22 protein-coding genes are annotated in these 19,336 nt (G+C 70.2%); 11 read left to right on the top strand and 11 right to left on the bottom strand.

Annotation, left to right across the window (positions count from 1 at the left end; all coding sequences use genetic code 11):
• Window positions 1-146 precede the first annotated feature (146 nt).
• Window positions 147-1,481 carry an SGNH/GDSL hydrolase family protein gene (locus BFN33_RS40715; RefSeq protein WP_069765262.1) on the bottom strand — a complete coding sequence of 445 codons (1,335 nt, stop codon included), beginning with the start codon at window positions 1,479-1,481 and terminating at the stop codon, window positions 147-149.
• A gap of 195 nt (window positions 1,482-1,676) precedes the next feature.
• Between BFN33_RS40715 and BFN33_RS40710 the strand changes: the two genes are divergently transcribed.
• Window positions 1,677-3,044 carry a DUF445 domain-containing protein gene (locus BFN33_RS40710; RefSeq protein WP_069765361.1) on the top strand — a complete coding sequence of 456 codons (1,368 nt, stop codon included), beginning with the start codon at window positions 1,677-1,679 and terminating at the stop codon, window positions 3,042-3,044.
• Between the two features lie 100 nt (window positions 3,045-3,144).
• On the top strand, window positions 3,145-4,596 hold the full coding sequence (locus BFN33_RS40705) for an MFS transporter (RefSeq protein ID WP_069765261.1): 1,452 nt from the start codon (window positions 3,145-3,147) through the stop codon (window positions 4,594-4,596).
• Window positions 4,597-5,242: 646 nt separating this feature from the next.
• Here the strand turns inward: BFN33_RS40705 and BFN33_RS40700 are convergent.
• On the bottom strand, window positions 5,243-6,688 hold the full coding sequence (locus BFN33_RS40700; protein WP_370743362.1) for an alginate lyase family protein: 1,446 nt from the start codon (window positions 6,686-6,688) through the stop codon (window positions 5,243-5,245).
• A gap of 112 nt (window positions 6,689-6,800) precedes the next feature.
• Between BFN33_RS40700 and BFN33_RS40695 the strand changes: the two genes are divergently transcribed.
• A complete protein-coding gene (locus BFN33_RS40695; protein ID WP_069765260.1) occupies window positions 6,801-7,172 on the top strand; it encodes a VOC family protein in 372 nt (123 codons plus the stop codon).
• A gap of 4 nt (window positions 7,173-7,176) precedes the next feature.
• Here BFN33_RS40695 and BFN33_RS40690 read toward each other — a convergent pair whose 3' ends face one another.
• Window positions 7,177-7,479 (bottom strand): hypothetical protein, encoded by a 303-nt coding sequence (locus BFN33_RS40690; protein WP_069765359.1) that lies wholly within the window; start codon window positions 7,477-7,479, stop codon window positions 7,177-7,179.
• A gap of 186 nt (window positions 7,480-7,665) precedes the next feature.
• Between BFN33_RS40690 and BFN33_RS40685 the strand changes: the two genes are divergently transcribed.
• Both BFN33_RS40685 and BFN33_RS40680 read left to right on the top strand, forming a co-directional pair.
• Complete coding sequence (locus BFN33_RS40685) at window positions 7,666-8,091, top strand: Hsp20/alpha crystallin family protein (protein WP_176742598.1); 426 nt, start codon at window positions 7,666-7,668, stop codon at window positions 8,089-8,091.
• 118 nt (window positions 8,092-8,209) lie between these two features.
• Window positions 8,210-8,623 carry a DUF2267 domain-containing protein gene (locus tag BFN33_RS40680; RefSeq protein WP_069765259.1) on the top strand — a complete coding sequence of 138 codons (414 nt, stop codon included), beginning with the start codon at window positions 8,210-8,212 and terminating at the stop codon, window positions 8,621-8,623.
• 158 nt (window positions 8,624-8,781) lie between these two features.
• Here the strand turns inward: BFN33_RS40680 and BFN33_RS40675 are convergent, their stop codons facing one another.
• A complete protein-coding gene (locus BFN33_RS40675; protein ID WP_079141289.1) occupies window positions 8,782-9,552 on the bottom strand; it encodes a hypothetical protein in 771 nt (256 codons plus the stop codon).
• 94 nt (window positions 9,553-9,646) lie between these two features.
• Between BFN33_RS40675 and BFN33_RS40670 the strand changes: the two genes are divergently transcribed.
• Window positions 9,647-10,126 carry a cupredoxin domain-containing protein gene (locus BFN33_RS40670; protein WP_069765258.1) on the top strand — a complete coding sequence of 160 codons (480 nt, stop codon included), beginning with the start codon at window positions 9,647-9,649 and terminating at the stop codon, window positions 10,124-10,126.
• 196 nt (window positions 10,127-10,322) lie between these two features.
• Here the strand turns inward: BFN33_RS40670 and BFN33_RS40665 are convergent, their stop codons facing one another.
• On the bottom strand, window positions 10,323-10,802 hold the full coding sequence (locus BFN33_RS40665) for a hypothetical protein (protein ID WP_069765257.1): 480 nt from the start codon (window positions 10,800-10,802) through the stop codon (window positions 10,323-10,325).
• Between the two features lie 205 nt (window positions 10,803-11,007).
• On the opposite strand from BFN33_RS40665, the gene BFN33_RS40660 reads away from it, so the two are divergent.
• The 4 genes from BFN33_RS40660 to BFN33_RS40645 all read left to right on the top strand — a co-directional run bounded on the left by BFN33_RS40660 (window position 11,008) and on the right by BFN33_RS40645 (window position 13,885).
• Window positions 11,008-11,817, top strand: coding sequence for an alpha/beta fold hydrolase (locus tag BFN33_RS40660; RefSeq protein WP_069765256.1), 810 nt, complete (start codon window positions 11,008-11,010; stop codon window positions 11,815-11,817).
• On the top strand, window positions 11,814-12,389 hold the full coding sequence (locus tag BFN33_RS40655) for a GNAT family N-acetyltransferase (protein WP_069765255.1): 576 nt from the start codon (window positions 11,814-11,816) through the stop codon (window positions 12,387-12,389). The genes BFN33_RS40660 and BFN33_RS40655 overlap by 4 nt, the downstream gene beginning before the upstream one ends.
• Window positions 12,386-12,928 carry an HAD domain-containing protein gene (locus BFN33_RS40650; RefSeq protein WP_069765254.1) on the top strand — a complete coding sequence of 181 codons (543 nt, stop codon included), beginning with the start codon at window positions 12,386-12,388 and terminating at the stop codon, window positions 12,926-12,928. Before BFN33_RS40655 ends, BFN33_RS40650 begins: the two co-directional genes overlap by 4 nt.
• Window positions 12,929-13,087: 159 nt before the next feature.
• Window positions 13,088-13,885 (top strand): SAM-dependent methyltransferase, encoded by a 798-nt coding sequence (locus tag BFN33_RS40645; protein ID WP_069765253.1) that lies wholly within the window; start codon window positions 13,088-13,090, stop codon window positions 13,883-13,885.
• A 3-nt stretch (window positions 13,886-13,888) separates the two neighbouring features.
• On the opposite strand, the gene BFN33_RS40640 is transcribed toward BFN33_RS40645, so the two are convergent.
• From BFN33_RS40640 to BFN33_RS40620, 6 genes are all read right to left on the bottom strand, one after another.
• Entirely contained in the window at window positions 13,889-14,191 is a 303-nt protein-coding gene (locus BFN33_RS40640; RefSeq protein ID WP_069765252.1) for a zinc-ribbon domain-containing protein, read from the bottom strand.
• A gap of 132 nt (window positions 14,192-14,323) precedes the next feature.
• Complete coding sequence (locus BFN33_RS40635) at window positions 14,324-15,010, bottom strand: hypothetical protein (protein WP_069765251.1); 687 nt, start codon at window positions 15,008-15,010, stop codon at window positions 14,324-14,326.
• A 292-nt stretch (window positions 15,011-15,302) separates the two neighbouring features.
• Window positions 15,303-16,127, bottom strand: coding sequence for an ATP-binding cassette domain-containing protein (locus BFN33_RS40630; RefSeq protein WP_069765250.1), 825 nt, complete (start codon window positions 16,125-16,127; stop codon window positions 15,303-15,305).
• Window positions 16,128-16,316: 189 nt separating this feature from the next.
• Complete coding sequence (locus BFN33_RS40625) at window positions 16,317-17,309, bottom strand: BtrH N-terminal domain-containing protein (protein ID WP_069765249.1); 993 nt, start codon at window positions 17,307-17,309, stop codon at window positions 16,317-16,319.
• An 83-nt stretch (window positions 17,310-17,392) separates the two neighbouring features.
• Window positions 17,393-17,590: a DUF397 domain-containing protein gene (locus BFN33_RS50735; protein ID WP_079141288.1), complete on the bottom strand. Its 198-nt coding sequence runs from the start codon at window positions 17,588-17,590 to the stop codon at window positions 17,393-17,395.
• A complete protein-coding gene (locus BFN33_RS40620) occupies window positions 17,590-18,435 on the bottom strand; it encodes a helix-turn-helix transcriptional regulator (protein ID WP_069765248.1) in 846 nt (281 codons plus the stop codon). The genes BFN33_RS50735 and BFN33_RS40620 overlap by 1 nt, the downstream gene beginning before the upstream one ends.
• Window positions 18,436-18,638: 203 nt before the next feature.
• Between BFN33_RS40620 and BFN33_RS40615 the strand changes: the two genes are divergently transcribed.
• The gene (locus BFN33_RS40615) at window positions 18,639-19,301 is read left to right on the top strand and encodes an ATP-binding protein (protein WP_069765247.1); all 663 of its coding nucleotides are present in this window, start codon (window positions 18,639-18,641) and stop codon (window positions 19,299-19,301) included.
• Window positions 19,302-19,336 lie beyond the last annotated feature (35 nt).

Below are 19,336 nucleotides of genomic sequence, written 5' to 3'. Positions count from 1 at the left end.
CGGCGGAGCCGCTGATGTCACGGCCCCGCGCCCCCAGACGAGTGGGTGCAGCTAAGCATGCTGCGACTGCACCCACCCAGGGGCGCGGGGCTGTATCGATGTGCGGCTCCGCCGCGTGGGCGCGACAAGCCCCTACCGGCCCGCAGCTACAGCCGTGCCGCCGTCGACCCCTTCAGGTACGCCAGGTCGAAGGTGTCCGCCATCCGCTCGTACCCCTTGTCGTTGGGGTGCAGCCGGTCCCCGGAGTCGTACATCGTGCGGAGCGCGCGGGGGTCGTAGGGATCCCTCAGCGCCTTGTCGAAGTCGACCACCGCGTCGTAGACCCTGCCCGAGCGGATCTCCGCGTTGATCGTCTGGCGGACGACCTCGCGGGCCTCGGTCCAGGTGGCGCGCTTGCCGACGGGCATGAGGGTCGCGCCGACGACCTTGATGCCGCGCGCGTGGGCCTGGCGGACCAGGTCGCGCAGGCCGGTGAGGATCTTCTGTGGGTCGGCGGTGCCCGGGGTGCGCAGGAGGTCGTTGATGCCGAGGTCGACGACCACGATCTTGACGTTGGGGCGGTCGAGCACGTCCCGTCGGAAGCGGCGGATGCCCGCCTGGTTCTCCAGGGGGCGGCCACGGGCGTCCGAGAGGACCCGGTTGCCGCCGATCCCCGCGTTGACGACGCTGTAGCGGGGCAGGTCCCGCCCGGCGGCGATCGCGGTACGCAGGCGCCGGTTCAGGTAGTCGGGCCAGCGGTCGTTCGCGTCGGCGGTGGAGTTCTTGCCGTCGGTCAGCGAGTCGCCGAAGGCGACCACCGTGCCGTCGGCCTCGCCGCTGAGCACGTCCAGCGCGGTGAGATACCGCCAGTGGTCGACCTGTTCGGTGTACGCCGTCCCGGTCTCGTCCTCGGTGAGGTCGCCCTCGCCTGCGTACGACGTCTGCCGTGCCGTCGGGTGGTAGGTGACCGGCCCGGACAGGCTGGGGGAGTAGGTGGTGACGAGGACGTCGCCGCCCGCCGGGACGGCCAGGGCGACGGCGTCGCTGAGTACCTGTCCGCCCGCCGCGATGACGACCGTGGTGTTGCCGGCGAACGTGAGCGGCCGCATGGTTCCCGCGCTCGCGGCGGCGGTCCGGGTGCCGGCGGCGAGGGCGATCGAGGCGTGCGTGATGGTCAGCGTGGTCCGGCCGTAGAGATTGGACAGCGTGACGCGGGCACTCGTACCGCCGACGGCGGCGTGCACGACGTTGCGCACGGAGCGGCCGGTCATGCCCTCGGCCTGGGTGCCGGGTTCGGCGCCGACCGGGGAGGCGGACCAGGTGCCGACCCAGACTCCGGCGGAGGCGGGTGCGGCGGAGGGGCGTGCGGGCCGGGGGCCGGACAGCGAGGTGCGGTCCCTGGTGCCGGTGTCGGCCGCCACTCCGACGTAGATGGCGGTGGACATGGCCACGATCACGGCGATGATCGCGGCGAGAAGGGCGTAACCATGACGCCGAGTCATGTGGTGCTGTTCTCCTAGGGCGATGGGAGCCCGGGGCTCCGATCTGATCACCTCATGATGAGGCATGAACCTGGGGGTAGGTGACGAGACCCCCTCCGGTTCGCTCGTCCGGAAAGACGCCGGGAACTCTTGTTCTGTTCCGGGAGTCGGTCAGGAAGGGACAATGTGTGAGGGATCACCGAACGGGTGGAGCGGATGGATCGTACGAAACCTCAGGAAACGGGACCATCTGACGTGGAGCAGCATGCCCGGCCGGACGGGGCCGTGAACCGTGCCGTCCCCGCTTCGGCCGTACGTGCGATGAACACCTTCAGCGAAGCGGACCTGGAGAAACAGCGCGGCGTGCGGCGCATGAAGCTCACCGCCACCGGACTGCTGCTCCTCGTGGCCGTGGTGTACGTGCTGGCCAAGTGGGCGCACAACTCCGGGGCCGGTCCCTGGGCCGGCTATGTCGCCGCGGCCGCCGAGGCCGGCATGGTGGGCGCGCTCGCCGACTGGTTCGCGGTCACCGCCCTCTTCCGCCACCCGCTCGGCCTGCCCATCCCGCACACCGCGATCATCCCCACCAAGAAGGACCAGTTGGGGGTGTCACTCGGCGAGTTCGTCGGCGAGAACTTCCTCTCGCAGGACGTCGTACGACAGCGGCTGCGTGCCGTGGGGATCGGTAGCCGGCTGGGGACGTGGCTGGCCGAGCCCGAGCACGCCGACCGGGTCACGGCGGAGCTGTCGGCCGCGCTCAGGGGTGCCTTGACCGTCCTGCGGGACTCCGATGTCCAGGCCGTGGTCGGTGAGGCGATCACCCGGCGGGCCGACGCCCAGGAGATCGCGCCCGGCATCGGGAAGATGCTGGACAAGGTCGTCGCCGACGGCGGGCACCGGCGGGTCGTCGACCTGGTGGTGGCCCGGGCCCACGACTGGCTCGTGCTGCACGACGACCAGGTCATGGACGCGGTGCAGGGGGGCGCCCCGGGCTGGACCCCGCGTTTCGTCGACAAGAAGGTCGGCGAGCGGGTCTACAAGGAGCTGCTGCGCTTCGTCACCGAGATGCGGGACATGCCGTCCCATCCGGCGCGGGGCGCGCTGGACCGGTTCCTGACGGACTTCGCCTCGGACCTCCAGTCCGACACTGACACCCGCGCGCGTGTCGAGCGGCTCAAGGGCGAGGTGCTGGGCCGCGGCGAGGTCCAGGACCTGATCGCGTCCGCCTGGACCGCCGTACGGTCGATGATCGTCTCCGCCGCCGAGGACGAGCGCAGTGAGCTGCGGCTGCGGGTGCGGGCGTCGCTGCTGTCGCTGGGGCAGCGGATGGCCGTCGACCCGAAGGTGCAGTCGAAGGTCGACGGGTGGGTGGAGGGGGCCGCGGTGTACGTGGTCACCACCTACCGGCGGGAGATCACCTCCCTGATCACGGACACGGTGGCCGGCTGGGACGCCGAGCACACGACGCGGAAGATCGAGGCGCACATCGGCCGTGACCTTCAGTTCATCCGGATCAACGGCACGGTCGTGGGGTCGCTCGCGGGGTTGTTGATCTACACGGTGTCGCGGGTGCTGGGGGCGTAGGCGGGGCGTAGGCAGGGCGTAGGCGGGCTGGTCGGGGGCACCCGGGTGACGTTCGCCCGCCGATCGCCCGCCGATCGCCTGACGGGGAGGGAGCCCTTCCGTGACCACAGCCCAGGCCGATACCGGCCGTACCGTGACGACCAACATCCCCGCCAGACTCGACCGGCTTCCCTGGTCGCGTTGGCACTGGACGATCGTCATCGGACTCGGCACCGTGTGGATCCTCGACGGCCTGGAGGTCACGGTCGTCGGCAACATCGCGAGCCGGCTCTCGGAGCCGGGGAGCGGGCTGTCCATCTCCTCCGGGCAGGTCACCGGGATCGCGGCGGCGCTGTATGTGGCCGGGGCGTGTGTGGGGGCGCTGTTCTGGGGCCGGTTGACGGACAAATGGGGCCGTAAAAAGCTGTTCATGATCACTCTGGCGGTGTATCTCGCCGCCACGGCGCTCACGTCGGTCGCCTTCGAGTCCTGGTGGTTCTTCGCGTTCCGCTTCCTGACCGGGTTCGGGATCGGCGGGGAGTACGCGGCGATCAACTCCGCGATCGACGAGCTGATCCCGGCGCAGTACCGGGGCCGGGTCGACCTGATGATCAACGGGAGTTTCTGGCTGGGAGCGGTGGGCGGCTCGCTGCTGTCGATCGTCGCGCTGAACACCGACATCTTCGCGAAGGACGTGGGGTGGCGGCTGACGTTCGCGCTCGGGGCTGTGCTGGCGTTCGTGATCCTTCTCGTACGGCGGCATGTGCCGGAGAGTCCGCGGTGGTTGCTGATCCATGGGCGGGACGAGGAGGCCGAGCGGATCGTCACGTCGATCGAGCAGCGGGTGGAGGCGGAGCGGGGGTCCGCTCTGCCGGCGCCCGAGGGCGAGATCACGATCCATCAGCGGCGGAGTGTGACGTTCGTGGAGATCGCGCGAACGGTGTTCTCGGACTACCGGCGCCGTTCGGTGCTGGGGTTTTCGTTGTTCATCGGCCAGGCCTTCCTCTACAACGCGATCACGTTCGGGTTCGGGGCGATCCTCACGAAGTTCTTCGACGTGCCGACGGGGGACACCGGGTACTACTTCGCGGTCATCGCGATCGGTAACTTCTGTGGGCCGCTGTTGCTGGGGAAGCTGTTCGACACGGTGGGGCGGCGGGTGATGATCTCGTCGACGTATCTGCTGTCGGGGCTGCTGCTGTTCGGGACGGCGTGGCTGTTCGACCAGGGGTCGTTGAGCGCGGGCACGTTGACGGCGTGCTGGTGCGCGGTTCTGTTCTTCGCGTCGGCGGGGGCGTCGAGCGCCTACCTCACGGTGTCCGAGGTGTTCCCGATGGAGACGCGGGCGATGTCGATCGCGTTCTTCTACGCGCTGGGTACGGCGGCGGGCGGTATCAGCGGGCCGCTGCTGTTCGCCGACCTGACGAACACGGGGAAGGTCGGTGACACGGTGCTTGCCTTCCAGATCGGCGCGGGGCTGATGTGCGCGGCGGGGTTGGTGGCGGCGTTCCTTGCGGTGCGGGCGGAGCGGCGGTCGCTGGAGGACATCGCGAAGCCGCTGACTGCGACGTGAGCGGTTGGTGGGGGCGGGCGTTTTTGCGCAGTTCCCCGCGCCCCTGGATGCCTGCGGCGGCCCGTTTCGGCTTCGGTGGGGGCGGGTGTAGCGCGTGGGGTTCGGTGGGTGGGTCGGGGCCGGGGTGGGGGGTGTCCGTCCTCGGTCCGGCGGCTCGGCTGCTTCAACAGTGCCCTGTAACGGACGCCGGCCGCTGCGGGCGGACACCCCCCACCCCGTCCCCTGCGCGCCGTACGCGGCCAACGGCCCGTCGCGGCGCGCGGTACGGCGAACAGTCCGTCGTGGCGCGCGGTGGGGCCGGCGGTCCGCCGGGCGCGCGAGGTGGTGCGGGGGGGGGTGAGGATCGGTCCGTCGTGGCGCCGGTGACTGCAACTCCCCAGGGGCGCGGGGAACTGCGCGACCAGCCCCCACCGGCCCGCACTCGCCCGACAACCTGACCCGGCACCCCCATAGGCGCCCCACCCAAGCCCAGCGCAGCTGTCCGCGGGGAACCGCGCGAGCAGCCTCCACCGGCCCGCACTCGCCCGACAACCTGACCCGGCACCCCCATAGGCGCCCCACCCAAGCCCAGCGCAGCTGCCCGCGGGGAACTGCGCGACCAGCCCCCACCGGCCCGCACTCGCCCGACAACCTGACCCGGCACCCCCTACTCGGTACCCCCATGCCGCACTCGATCCCGCCGCCGCAGCAAAAGCAGTCCCCCCGCCACCGCGGTGACCCCCGCGGCCGCGGACCAGCCGACGATGTCGTTGGAGCCGCTGGCCGCGAGGTCGTCGCCCGCGGCGGGGGACGCCGTACCCCCCGTCTGGGGCCGGGCGCCGGAGGTCGGAGGAGCGCTCGCGCCGGCCGCTGGGACAGGGGAGGCCCCCGTATCCGAGGCCCGGTCCCGCGTGAACGCCAGCGTGCCGAAGCCCAGTTGGTCGTAGCCCCCGCTGTTGGGGCCGTAGTCCCCGCCCCCACCCTCCGGCGAGGACTTCGCCGCGATCCGGGTGACGTACGACGCCGAAAGCCCCCGCCGCTTCGTGTAGTGGTTGGCGATCATCGCCCAGATGGGGCGGGTCATCGCGGGGTCGACGCCGGCCACCGCGGACGCCGTCTCCCGACCGGACCACCCCCCGATCGCCCCCTTCGCGCGAGTGTTCGCGGTGTAGGAGACCTCCCCTCCCATGCCCCACTTCGCCACGTACTGGGCGCCCTTGAGGAACCGGCTGTCGTCGTAGCCGTACAGGTCGTACCCCTGGTTCCACGCCATCTCGCAGAACGTGCCCATCAGGCCGACCCCGAGAAGCGCGTGCCCCTGATCCCGGCCCGCCTCCAGCCACTCGGCGAGGCCGTCGTCGTACACGACGGGGATGGCGTGCTTGAGGGAGCCGAGGCCTTCGCCGTGCTTGAAGTAGTCGATCGCGCGGGCGACTTGGGAGGCGTCGTCGCAGAAGATGCCCGTGGCCAGGACGCAGGCCATGGCGCACAGGTCCCAGTTGGTCCAGTAGTTGGTGACGACGGCACCGTTGTGCCGGACCAGGAAGTCGTCGCTGAGCGGGGCGAAGACCTTGGTGAGCATCTCCTGGAAGCGGGAGAGGTCGAAGTCCGGGTGATCCCGGACCAGTTCGGCGGCGTTGGCGAACTGGTAGCCGTAGAGTCCGGCGGCGAGGAAACGGTCCGCGCTGCCTTCGACGGAAGTCAGCTTCGCCGACCAGGCGTTGAGGATCGCCACGGCCGTGTCGGCGTACGCGCTGTCGCCGCTGACGTGGTGGCGCAGGCCGTTCTGGTACGCGGCGTGGATGTCGTTGTAGAGCGTCGTGTAGTTCTGCGGGCTGCCCGCGCCCCGGTACACCGTCGCCTGCGGGTTGGGCGTCCAGCCGCTCTGCGCATGGCGGTTGGCGGTCAGCCTGGCGAAGCCGGCCGTGTAGGGCGCGGCGCCCGCCTTCACCTTCGCGGCCATGCGGGCGAGGTCGGCCCGCGTGTGCAGCAGACCCGGGTGCGCAAACGCGGATTCGGCGGCGGTGGCGGGCGCGGCCGTCGCGGCGGTCACCGCGACACCCGCGGCTCCCGCCGCCTTGAGCATGCTGCGACGGCTGATCTGTGAAGTCACGAACGTCATTCCTCGCGTGCCGGTGGCTGGGGACGCTCAGGAGACGCGAGGGTGGAAGGGCGATAACAGAAAGAGGCCCGCCGGCCGCCGATGACAGCGAAGGAGCCGTGCCATGAGTATCCGCAGGATCATGCCCGACATCCATGTCGAGTCCGGTGAGGCCCTGACAGCCAACTGTGCCTTCTACGGCCTGCTCGGCTTCGAGGAGGTCATGGACATGGGGTGGGTCGTCACGATGGCGTCGCCCGCCAACCCGACCGCCCAGATCAGCTTCCTCACCGAGGAGCGCACCGCCCCCGTCGTCCCCGACCTGAGCGTGGAGGTCGAGGACGTCGACGCCGTGTACGCGCAGGTCGTGGCGTCGGGCGCCGAGGTCGTACGGGAGCTGCGGGACGAGGAGTGGGGCGTACGGCGCTTCTTCGTCCGGGATCCGAACGGCCGGGTGGTCAATGTGCTGACCCACCGGGACGGGGGAGGCCGGTGACCTCTCAGGCGTTGCGGTCCGCCACCGCCCACGACGCCAGGGCCACCGCTCCCGCCACGCCGAACACCGCCGGCCACGCGCCCACCTTCTTGGCCAGCGGGTGGGACCCGGCGAAGGCGGCGACATACGCGGCCGTCAGCGCTCCGGCGGCCTTCCCGCCGGCCCGCTCCCGCCACTGCTGGGCCGCCGCGGCCCCGGCGACGGCCAGCACCGCCCCGCCCAGCTGCCGCTTCCTCGTCCAGCGGGCCACGCCGTACCCGCCGACGATCCCGCCCGCCGCTACGACCGCACTCGGAACCTTCGCCATGTCTGCCTCCTGAACGATCACGATCGACGCGGTCACGATCGACACCGCCGATGAGGCCGAGGCTAACTCCGAGCCGGTTCCGGAAAACGGACCTGAGTCGGGGCTTGTCAAGTTTCCTGGCTCCGAGCTATATAAGAAGGCGTAGGGCATCGCACCGCAGAGTCTGTGGAAAGGAGATGGACTGTGATGCTCATGCGTACCGACCCCTTCCGTGAGTTCGACCGGCTCGCGCAGCAGGTCTTCGGTTCCACCGCCCGTCCCGCCGCGATGGCGATGGACGCGTACCGGTCCGGGGACGACTTCGTCGTCCACTTCGACCTTCCCGGTGTCGACCCCGAGACGATCGAACTGGACGTCGAACGCAACGTCCTGAACGTCCGCGCCGAGCGCCGCGTCCCCGCCCCCGAGGGCGCGGAGATGATCGTCGCCGAACGCCCCACGGGCTCCTTCACCCGTCAGCTCTTCCTCGGCGACACCCTCGACACGGAACGCATCGACGCCTCGTACGACGCCGGCGTCCTCACCCTGCGCATCCCGGTGGCCGAGCAGGCCAAGCCGCGCCGCATCCAGATCACGGGCGGCGACAGCGAACGCAGGCAGATCAGCGGCTGAGTCCCGCAGTCGCGGAGACAGCGGCTGACCCCCGCCCACGCAACAGACAGCGGCGTCCCGCGGGCCGGTGTGTCGGTCCGCGGGGCGCCCGGCGCGACAACCCCCAGGAGACCCGTACATGAGCGCGAACCGACCCAGTTGGACCGACCTCGCCGAGGCGGTGCAGGACGCCGGACAGTACGTGACCACGGCGGAGGCGGAACACGTCCTGCGCGTCGTCCTGTCCGCCCTCGGCGACCACGTCACCGGCGAGGAACGCGTCGACCTCGCCCGGGCCCTGCCCGAGGAAGCGGCCAGGATCATCGCCTCCCGCATCCCGCTCAACAGACCTCTGTCGGCACCGGAGTTCGTGGACACGGTGGCCGCCCGTATCGAGGGCGCGACCCCGGCGACGGCCCGCTGGCACGTCAGCTCGGTCCTGAGCGTGCTGCCGGAACTGGTGGGCGACGAGCTCGTGGACCGCGTCCTGACCCAGCTGCCCTCCGGCTACGCCCTGTTGTTCGGCAAGGCGGAGCTGGTCCCCATGGGCTGAAGCCCCGCCTGCCGTGCCTGGATGATCAATTCCGCAGGGGCGCGTATCCGCCCCCGGCACGTCGGACGCGGCTCCTCCGGACGCCGCGTCCGGCGCCACTGACCGAACCGGGCCGGATGAGAGGCGCCACTGACCGGTGGACGTGGGGTGATCTGAGGTCACTGGTTGTGCCGTGCGTCGAAGTGGGCCGTGGCCAGGACGGAGCCGTCCGCGGCCAGCAGCCGGGCACCGGACACCGTGGCCGGGTCGACAGGCGTGGGGGCTCCCCAGTAGCCCCGGCCGGTGTCGTCGAGGGAGAACGCCCCGAGGTGGACCGACGTGCCGTCCGTACGCTCCAGGCGGCATCCGACCTTTCCGGCCTCCGGGTATCCGTCGCGCGAGCCTGCGGCCTCGGACTCGCCACCGGCCCGGGAGCCGGGTCCGGACCCGTCCCGGCCGAGGTGGACCGACAGGTAGACCCAGCCCGGAGATCCGCTATAGGCGAAGATCCGGCCCACCGGGCGGTGGCCGGGGGCCAGCAGGGACGCTGCGAGCAGGCCGTCCTCCGAGCCGGGTGGCTGCGAACTCCGCGAGGAGGGAGCCGACGCTCCCTTGATGGCCGTACCGACGGCCCAGCCACCGAAGCCGAACCCGAGGGCGGTCGCGACGGCGGCCGCGACCGCCACGCCGGCCCGTGGTCGCCGCCTGCGCGCCGGCCGGTTCAGGCCCAGCCTGTCCGTCACCCGTGTCTCGAAGCCGACGGGCGGCTCGCTGTCCGGCAGGAGGGAGAGCAGTCCGTCTCCGACGAACGTCAGGTGCTCCACGTGCTTCCGGCAGGTGGGGCAGCGGTCCAGGTGGGCGATGGCCTCGGCGCGCTCCTGACCGGGGAGGATACCCAGCGCCGACTCGTCGGCGACGGCCCTCAGCCACTCGCATTCCCTGTCAGTCATGATCTGTTCGCCCCGATTGCTACGATTTGTGAGTCTCCTGGCGTGATCCATCCGTATCTCTGGTCAGTAACGATTTCTCACGGAGGGCCGAGACATGGCGACGACGCTCATGACGTTCGTACGCAGGAACGTCGGGCCCGGGCTGGCCGCCGGAGCACTGGCAGCCATCCTCATGGCGTGCGGAGGCGGAAACGGCAACGGTGGCGGCTCGTCATCGTCAGCCCCGGAACAGAGTGGCAAGCAGGGAACCACCCAGGTGGACGTGAAACTGGTCGACTACAAGATGGAGCTGTCCCAGAAGACCTTGAAGGCCGGGAACTACACGTTCGCCGTCAAGAACGACGGCCAACACGACCACGCCATGGAGATCGACGGCTCCGGAACGGAACACAAGACGCGGACGCTGGCACCCGGAGAGTCGGCGAACCTCACCGTCTCGCTGAAGGACGGCAAGTACCAGGTCTACTGCCCCGTCGACGGCCACAAGGACCTGGGCATGAAGACCGAAGTCACCGTGGGCGGCACCGCCTCAACGGGCAGCGGCACCCATTCGACCGGCGGTAATGGCTATTGAGCGCACAGTTGCGCGCATCGCCGTCCCGCTGCGCGGCGGGGAACGGTCGCGTCCATGTGCGTGGTCCATCTGTGATCGCCCGTGTCATGCCGCGCATCCTGGCGCCACCGCCGCGATCTGGCGCAACGACCGCACCGGGCAGCTTGGCCCGCGCTCACTGACCGCCTACGACCACTAACGCCTTCGAATCGATCATCTAGGTGGCCTCGCCCTTGCGTGCCCCGGCCCGCAGCCGCAGCTCCGTCACATACGCGGCGGAGACGGCACAGCCGACGGCGGCGAGGGCGAGGCCTACGGCGGCGGGGGTGACGTAGGCGGGGATCACGTCGGCGGTGTAGCTGCCGCCGCCCGTAATCTCGCAGTCGAAGGAGAGGGGGAGGTAGCTCACCGAGTAGTCGATGACATGGACGGCCCGATCGTCCGAACGGCACGGCATGATCGGTGACGAGTTCGCTCCGCCGTCCTCTGCCTCCAGGACCGCGCCGACGACGTACAGCAGGCCCCACGCGTAGACGGCTGCCCCCATGGCTCCCGCCAGAGCGGCGAGCCCGCGGAGCGCGGTGGGGAGTTGCGCACGACGGGCGAGCCAGTCGGCGATTCGGCCGCCGCCGTAGCCGAGGAGCCCGAAGGCGGTGACCACGAGCACAAGGATGAGCAGCGGTACCAGCAAGAGCACTCTGGACTCCTGACCACTCGTTTCCGGCTGACCACTCGTTTCCGGGTCCGCAGAGTCCAGCAGCACACCAGGCGTACGGCTGTGGCGGAGCCCACAGTTCCGGCAACAGGGCTGTCACAGCCGGGACCTGGAAAACAGCTGGCGCCCGGCGCGCGGGCGGGCGAGTCTTCCCCCACGTACGCAACCCACGGGAGGGGGAAGAAACTTGACGCGCCCCGCCAAGTACCTCACCGTCGGCGACAGCACCCGCATCGCCTACCGCGACCGCCCCGGTCCCGGACCATCGGTGCTGCTCCTGCACGGGCTCGCGGGCCATCTGGGCGAATGGGACGACCTGGCGCGGCGGTTGGAGGCGTCCGGGCACCGCGTGGTGTCGTACGACGCCCGTGGCCACGGTGAGAGCACCCGCCGCCCGCCGTCGGTGAGCCGCGCCGCCCACGTCGAGGACGCCGTGACCCTGCTGCGGGAACTGGATCTCACCCCCGCGCTCCTCGTAGGCCAGTCCCTGGGCGGCCATACGGCGATGCTGCTCGCCGCGGACCATCCCGCACTGGTGCACTCCCTGGTCCTGGTCGAGGCGGGCCCGGCGGGCCGGAGCCCGGAGCTGCCCGGTGAGATCGCGGGCTGGCTGGACAGCTGGCCCCTCCCCTTCAGCTCCCTGCAGGAGGCGACGGCCTTCCTCGGCCACGAGGCTTGGGCACGGGGGCTCGAGGAGCGGGCGGACGGCCTTCGTCCACGCTTCGACCGTGACACGCTGGTCCGCACGATGACGGAACTGGCCGAGGACGGTTACTGGCCGCAGTGGTCGCGGATCCGCTGCCCCACGCTCCTCGTGCGCGGCGCGTCCGGCACCATGCAGACCGCGGAGGCGGCCGAGATGCTGGCCCGTCGCCCGGACACCCGTACGGCCGTCGTCCCGGGCGCCGCCCACGACGTACACCTGGACCGGCCGGAACCGCTCCACCGGGAGATCGAGAAGTTCCTGGCCGGCGAGTCGACGAGGAGAAGCCCGTGACGTACGTCTTCCTGGAGACCGAAAGGCTGCGGCTGCGGGCGTTCACCGAGGCCGACGCCGGGCATCTCGTCGCCCTGGACGGCGACCCCGAGGTGATGCGCTTCCTCACTGGCGGCGCGCCCACGCCCCCCGAGACGATCCGCACCCGCACCCTGCCCCGCGTCCTCCACGACCACCCCGGTCTCGGCACCCGCGGCTACTGGGCGGCCGAGGAGAAGTCCACCGGCACCTTCCTCGGCTGGTTCGAGTTCCGCCCCCTCGACGACGACAGCCCGGCCGTCGTGGAACTCGGCTATCGCCTCAACAAGGCCGCCTGGGGCCGCGGTTACGCCACCGAGGGCTCCCGCGCCCTCATCGACAAGGGCTTCACCGAGCTCGGCGTCGAACGCGTCACCGCCAACACCATGACCGTCAACAAGGGCTCGCGCCGCGTGATGGAGAAGTCAGGACTGACCTTCCTGCGCACCTTCTTCGGCGACTGGCCGGAGGCGATCGAGGGCTCCGAGCAGGGCGAGGTGGAGTACGAACTCCTGCGCACCGACTGGGAACGACGCCGACGAGAGCGCTCATGAACACCGGCCGCCCCCTCCTCTACCTCGACGTCGACGGCCCCCTGAACCCGTACGCCGCCAAGCCCCAGCACCGCCCCGAGGGCTACACCACCCACCGCATGAAGCCCGACGGCTGGATCGCCCAGCACCCCGGCCTGCCCCCCTCCCGCGTCAAGCCCCTCCGGGTCTGGCTCAACCCCGCCCACGGCCAGGCCCTGCTGAAGCTGACGGACCGCTACGACCTGGTCTGGGCGACCACTTGGCGCGAGGAGGCGAACACCTTCATCGCCCCCGTCCTCGGCCTCCCACCCCTCCCGGTCGTCGACTGGCCCACGACCCTGGCCCCCGGCCCGAACGGCACCTTCTGGAAGACCCGCCACCTCGTCACCCACGCCGAGGGCCGCCCCTTCGTCTGGCTGGACGACGAACTTGACGAAAAGGACCGCGAGTTCGTGGCTTCCCACCATGACGGCCCGGCTCTGCTGCATTGGGTCGATCCCCGGGTGGGGCTGCGGGATACGGACTTCGAGGTGGTGGCGGACTTCGCGCGGGGGGTGTGATGTGACCGAGACCGCATTCGACCTGCGCGAGCCAGGAGCCCACACCCGAGCCCGCCGCAGAACCCTCCCCCTGGAACTTCCGCCCACCGTAAGGGAGTTGAATCGACGCACGCACAACTGACGCGGTCAGGCGCCCGCCGCCGCCCGAGAGGAGCCCCCGTGAGAGAGAACGGCTTCCGTGCCGAGGAGATCGACACCACCAAGCCGCACCCCGCACGGATCTACGACTACCTGCTGGGCGGCAAGGACAACTACGAGGTCGACCGCCAGGCCGGCGAACGGCTCGTCGCCGCGGCCCCGGAGGCGCGGATCGGCGTACGGGCCAACCGGGCCTTCCTGCGCCGGGCCGTCCGTCACGTCGTAGGCACCGGCGTCCGCCAGATCCTGGACATCGGCACCGGCCTGCCCACCTCACCGAACGTTCACGAGACGGCCCTGGAGGTGGCACCGGACATCCGCGTCGTCTACGTCGACAACGACCCGATCGTGCACACCCACGCCGGCGCCCTGCTCAACGCGGCCGGCACGACCGGCATCGTCCTGGCCGACCTGCGCGACCCGCGGGCGATCCTGGACGACCCCGACGTACGCGCCGTCATCGACTTCGACGAGCCGGTGGCCCTGCTCCTGGTCGCCGTCGTCCACTTCCTCACGGAGGCGGACAAGCCCGAGGAGATCATCGCCACCCTCCGCGACGCCCTCGCCCCCGGCAGCCACCTGATCCTCTCCCACGCCACGGGCGACTTCGCCGACCGCAGCGGGGCGGCGGCCGTCTACAGCAAGGCGACGGCCTCCATGAACCTCCGCACCCGTACCGAGATCGAGCGCCTCTTCGACGGCTTCGAGCTGATCGAACCGGGCGTGGCCCAGGTCCCGTTCTGGCGCCCGGACACACCCCCGCCGCCCCGCTCGCGGGAGATCGGCTTCTACGGCGGGGTGGCCCGCAAGCTCACCTGACCGTTACTGGTGGTACGGCTGCTGCGGGGCCTGTCCGCCCTGCATCTGACCCCCGGCCGCGCCACCGGCGGCGGCCTGCGTCTGCAGCTGCTCCGCTTCCTCCGCGCTCACCTTGCTCTCCGCACCGCAGAACGTGCACTGCGTCGCGTACTTCGTGGAGATCGGGAACAGCGGCACGAAGAACAGCGTGAACTTCGTGACGCGCTTGCGCAGGGTGTGCGCGGCCGGGTTCCCGCAGCGCCCGCACACCAGGGTGAGTATCGCGAGCTGGTACAGGTATCCCTTGGTGCCAAAGAGGATGAGCATGATGTCGTCGCCTTCCAGGATCGGTGCTTGAGGGGCAGTATCCCCGCGACCGGCGTCGGACCGGGTGCCCGCCGGTGCCGCTCAGTATGAGCGAGCCCTCGGTCCCACGGCCGCCCCGTGTGTCGGTGACCGTCACCCGGGCTCCTGGCCGGTGCCGGCGTCGGCACCGGTTCCGGCACCGATGCGGCCGGCCGCGCGGGCCGACGCCCACCAGCCGGCCACGACCAGCGGGAGTACGGCCAGCAGGGGCAGCAGCGGGAAGTGGCCATCGGCGCCGTCGGAGGAGAAGGCGGCACGGACGGCCGCGTTCGCCGGTGAGGCGGAGACCACCAGCAGCAGCACCGAACCGATGACCAGCGTTCCGGCCGCGGCCGCCGTCGTGCGCACCAGCGGCGGACTACCGGCCGCTCCCAGCGCACTGCCCGTCAACGCGCAGACCAGGCCGGTGGTCAGCCCGTTGCCGAGGACCAGGGAAAGGTTCTCGGGCACCCCGCAGACCAGCAGGGACACCGCTGCCGCGAGTGTCACGAGCAGCAGACCTACGGCCAGGGGGATGACGAGCGCGGCGTACTGGGGCCGACGGGTGCCGGTCGCGGCGGCGAGGCAGGCACGGGCCGCCGGGGGTTCCGCGGCCAGCAGGGAGCGGGTGAGCCAGGCCAGGGCGGGCACCAGCACGGCGGCGTTCCAGCCGAGCTGACTGCCGAGCCGGGACTGACCGTCCAGCGAGATCGCCACCAGCCCGACGTAGAACAGCACGGGCGGCAGCCAGCGCTGCGAGCGGAGGAGGAGGGCGCCGTAGTAGCGAAGCAGCGCGGTCACGGTCGGCCTCCGCTCGGGTGGAGGGTGTGGGCTCGGGGCGCCGGGGCGTCGTAGGGCTGAAGCAGTGCTCTCACCGTGGTGCCGCGCTCGGGTGGAGGGTGTGGGCTCGGGGCGCCGGGGCGTCGTAGGGCTGAAGCAGTGCTCTCACCGTGGTGCCCCGCTCGGGTGGAGGGTGTGGGCTCGGGGCGTCGGGATGTCGTAGGGCTGAGGCAGTGCTCTCACCGTGGTGCCCCGCTCGGGTGGAGGGCGTGGGCCCAAGCCACCGAGGCGCCGCCGCGCGGAAGCAGCGCTCTCACCGCTGTCCCCCGCTCACGCCACGCACATGGGCCCCCGGCTCGGCGAGCAGCGCGCGCAGCACCGCGTCCGAGTGGGCCTCATCCGTCTCCAACCGCACGCTCCCGTCCGCGAGCGTGCGGACCGCCCGTACGCCGGGCAGCGCGGACAGCTCCGCCACCTCGCCAGTCAGGCCCGCGCAGTCGATCCGTACCGGAGCGGCGGCGGCCTGCCGCGTCACGGCCACCGTGCCCCCACCGACGACCCACCGCAGATCTGTGCGCTCCGTGAGCCGTTCCGGATCATGATCGACGAAGACCACGGTCGCGCCCTCGGCCACCCGCCGCTCCACCTCCTCGTCCAGGGCGATCCGGGAATCGGCGTCCAGTCCGGTCCACGCCTCGTCCAGCACCAGCAGCTCGGGCTCGGCGAGGAGCGCCTGTACGACCGCCACCTTCTGGCACGTCCCCTTGGACAGCTTGGCCAACGGCCGCCCCGCGTGCTCCTCTGCCCCGAACCGGGCCAGCAGCCGCGCCCCGCGCCGCTCCGCCTCCGCGCCCGGCAGACCGTGCACCCGCCCCATGAGCCGCAGATACTCCGACGCGCTGAAGGGCAGCGCGGGCGGGAACCGCTCCGGCACGTACGCGGTACGCGCCGGACGCCCGAGCACCCGCCCCCGGTCCGGCCGAGCCGACCCGGCGACCACCCGCAACAACGTCGACTTCCCGCACCCGTTGGCACCCTGGGCCCGGATCAGCCGACCGGCCGGCAGGTCCAGATCCACCTCACGCACCACCCACGGCCCACGCCACCCGTAGCGCAGCCCGACCCCCTCAAGTCTCACCTGGCCAGGATAGGAGGCTGCGGGGGGTGGGAGGCAGGAAAGCGCGACGACGGTCTGTGCCGTCCAGGCGAGGTGTGGCGCGAGGCCGCCGATTCCTGGGGGTGGGGCGCCTCGAGCAGGTCAGAGTGGTGGACACCCCGCTGGCCACGCACCTGAAGTACCGCGTGGGCTTCTGGCCCGGGCCTCGATTCAGGACTGCAGACGGCTCAGCGCCTCCATGGCCTCGCGTTCGATGCGTGCGAGCTCGTGGAGGGCGTTGCCCGCCCGTACGAGGTACTGCTCATCGCCCGACTCACCGGCTCGGGTGATCAGCGCGGCGACCTCGGTCCACAGCGCAGCGGCCTCGGCGTACAACTGGTGGCCGGTGCGCAAGTGAGGGCTGGACTCCAGAACTTGGGAGCATTCGGCGAGGAAGTCACGGTAGAGGTTACGGAACAGGGCACCGCCGGTACCGGCCTTCTCCATCAGGAGGGCGGCCTGCGGAAGGTCCCGCCGCGGGTCGTCGGTCCGCCCGAGCCAGGTGCGTACCAGCTTGCTGCTCTTCTCGATGCCGCGATGACCCAGGTTGGCGATGGGCGGGTCGAGAAAGGCGTCCGCACAGGCGGTGATGGCGGGAACGATCCTCGTGTGAGCAGCGGGCAGGCACTGGGGAGCGGCGAAGGTGAAGGACCGGTGCCTGGCGGTCATCGGCCCACGCGCGGCCCGAGCCTGAGCGAGACCACCGAGACTCGTGGCCACCGCTCCGCCCTGCTGCTCTGTGTCCACCAGATAGGCGACCTGGTCGTCGTAGCCGTACATGGCGACGACATGACCACCGAAGTGCACCTTCGACCCGAAGTAGTCCAGGTGGTAACTGTCGAGCTGCAGCCCCACGGGCCGGCCGCCATCAATGGCCTCCACGACGTTCGCCCAGCCCTTCCGAGGCGAGGCGGTCTCCTGCACCACGAGCTCCAGCCCGAGCGTCTCGGCCAGATTCCGGGTGAGCTCGAAGGGCTTGACCCGTCCGCCGAGGAACGGGAAGCCCATGCTCTTGCTGTCCCAGTAGACGAAGGAGAGGCCGCGGCCGAGACCGAAGAGCATGGGCTCGGAGAGATCGAGTCCTTGGTGGCGGAGGAGTACGCCGAGGGTTGATGTCTCGCAGTGCTGTGTGCCGCGGGCGGTGATGCCGTTGACGGTGGTCACGCGATGCTCTCGTGGTCGGTCCTGCCTCGGTGCACGTTGGAGGTCCGTTGCAGCGAGTTCGGTCCGCTCACGATCGCCTGCTCCTAGAAGTCCTCGGGACGACGTACTCCAGCCAGGAAGCTGCCCCACGCCCCCACTGACACGACGAGGTATGGGCGTTCAGGTGCTTTGGAATCCCGTACGAGAACTCCGGGCTGTACGAAAGCGGCCTCCACGCACTCGGTTCCGCTGCCTCCGCTATAGGAGGACTTGAACCACTCGTGCGTCGGTGCCTTCGTCATCAAAGCTCCTTGCTTATACGGCGGATGACCGCCGCAGAGGACTCAAGGTCGAGCGCTTGTGCGCTGAGGTACTCGAACGCCAACCTATAACGCTCCAGTTCGGGCCGCTTCTCCATGAAGAGGCCGCCGCCGAGCAAGTCCACGTACACCACGTCCAGTTCGGGAGACGGACCTCGCATGACCGCGAAACTGCCTACCGTGGCTGCGTGTGCGCCAGATGAGAAGGGGAGCACCTGGACGGTGACGTGCGGTCGTTGCGCCACGGTGAGTAGGTGCTGGAGCTGGTCCTGCATGACCTCGCTGCCGCCCACCCTGCGCCGCAGTGCCGCCTCGTCGATCACGCACCAGAGCAGCGGGGGCTCATCGCGTTCGAGAAGCTCTTGCCTCTTCATGCGGATGTCGACCATGTGCTGAACTTCGCGCTCGGGACAATGCACTTCTGATGCTCGGTGGACGGCTTCCGCGTAGGCGCGGGTCTGAAGAAGACCGGGGACGTACATGCAGGCGTAGTGGTCTTCGCGTACGACCTCGTCCTCAAGCGTGAGCATGAGGTTCATCGACTCAGGGATGGGGTCGGCGAGGGATCGCCACCAGCCCTGGATCTTGGCGCCCTTCGCGAGCTCCACGAGGGCGAGGCGTTCCGCATCGGAGGCGCCGTACTCGCGGCAGAGGGCATCAACGGCCGGCCACTTGACCGTCCCTTCCTTCGTTTCATAGCGGCTCAAAGTCGCCTTCGAGATGCCGACGCGGGTGCCTGCCTCTTCGAGGGTCAGCCCATTTCGCTCCCGGAGACGACGGAGGTCGGCACCGAGTTGGCGCCTTCGTGTCGTGGGTCCAACTGCCATTCCTACGGCCCTTCGTGTCGATCCAGCAGATCGTCCTGGTTGTCCCAAGGGGACGGCAAGGTGGCGCGCGCCGGGGGCGCTCGCCGTGCACTCGCACCACCAGTCGCAGGAAATGAGAGTTCCATTTTGAGAGTTCCAATGCAACTCTCTGTATGTGGGTGAATGCACCCCGCAACTCGGCTCGAAGGTAGAGGTGTTGATGGATGGACTGCATCGCTGGTGTCTCAAGGAAGCCCTGGAGCCTTCCCTTCACGGCAGAACCGCAGGAGGTCGCGGCGCTCCGGCGGATCATGCGGCTTCATTTGGGGCTCTGGGGGCTTCACGGTGTCATCGATGCCGCTCAGCTCTGTGTCAGCGAGCTCGTGTCGAACGTCATCAGCCACGTCGGCATCGGTACGCCCGCCACCCTCGTCGTGTCCATGAGCGGAACTCGTGTACGGATCGAGGTCCACGATTCCGACGCCCGCGCTCTGCCGGTGTTCCTCGATGCCGGTCTGGATGCCGAGTCCGGCAGAGGAATGGCACTGGTCACTGCTGTTACCGACCGTTGGGGTGTTCAGCTCCAGGCTGACCGGAAGGTGACTTGGTGTGAGCTGCCGACGGGGTTGCCTTCGGCCGAGGGGCACTCTGGGGGCGCTCGGGTGAATCGAGTGGAGGCATTGCTGGGCGGCTACGGTGGCGAACAGGATCGCCTATGGCTGGCGGGGGCCGGAGCGGTGGCGGTGGTTGAGGAAGCGGCGATCGATGTGATGGTCGACGTCCTTCACTGGTTGAGGGCACACGGACGCGATGCCGATGAGGCCTTGGACCGCGCACAGACCCGCTTCGAGGTGGAGGCTGAAGACGCTGAAGTCCTGGCCACCTGAGGGAACGAGAAGGGCTCGGGCCACAGACGGCGCTG

The sequence above is a fragment of the Streptomyces sp. LUP47B genome, from assembly GCF_001746295.1.
In the GTDB taxonomy this organism is placed as follows: Bacteria; Actinomycetota; Actinomycetes; order Streptomycetales; family Streptomycetaceae; genus Streptomyces.
Note: the sequence above shows the minus strand (reverse complement) of the source record. Positions and strands in the feature narration are given on the sequence as shown.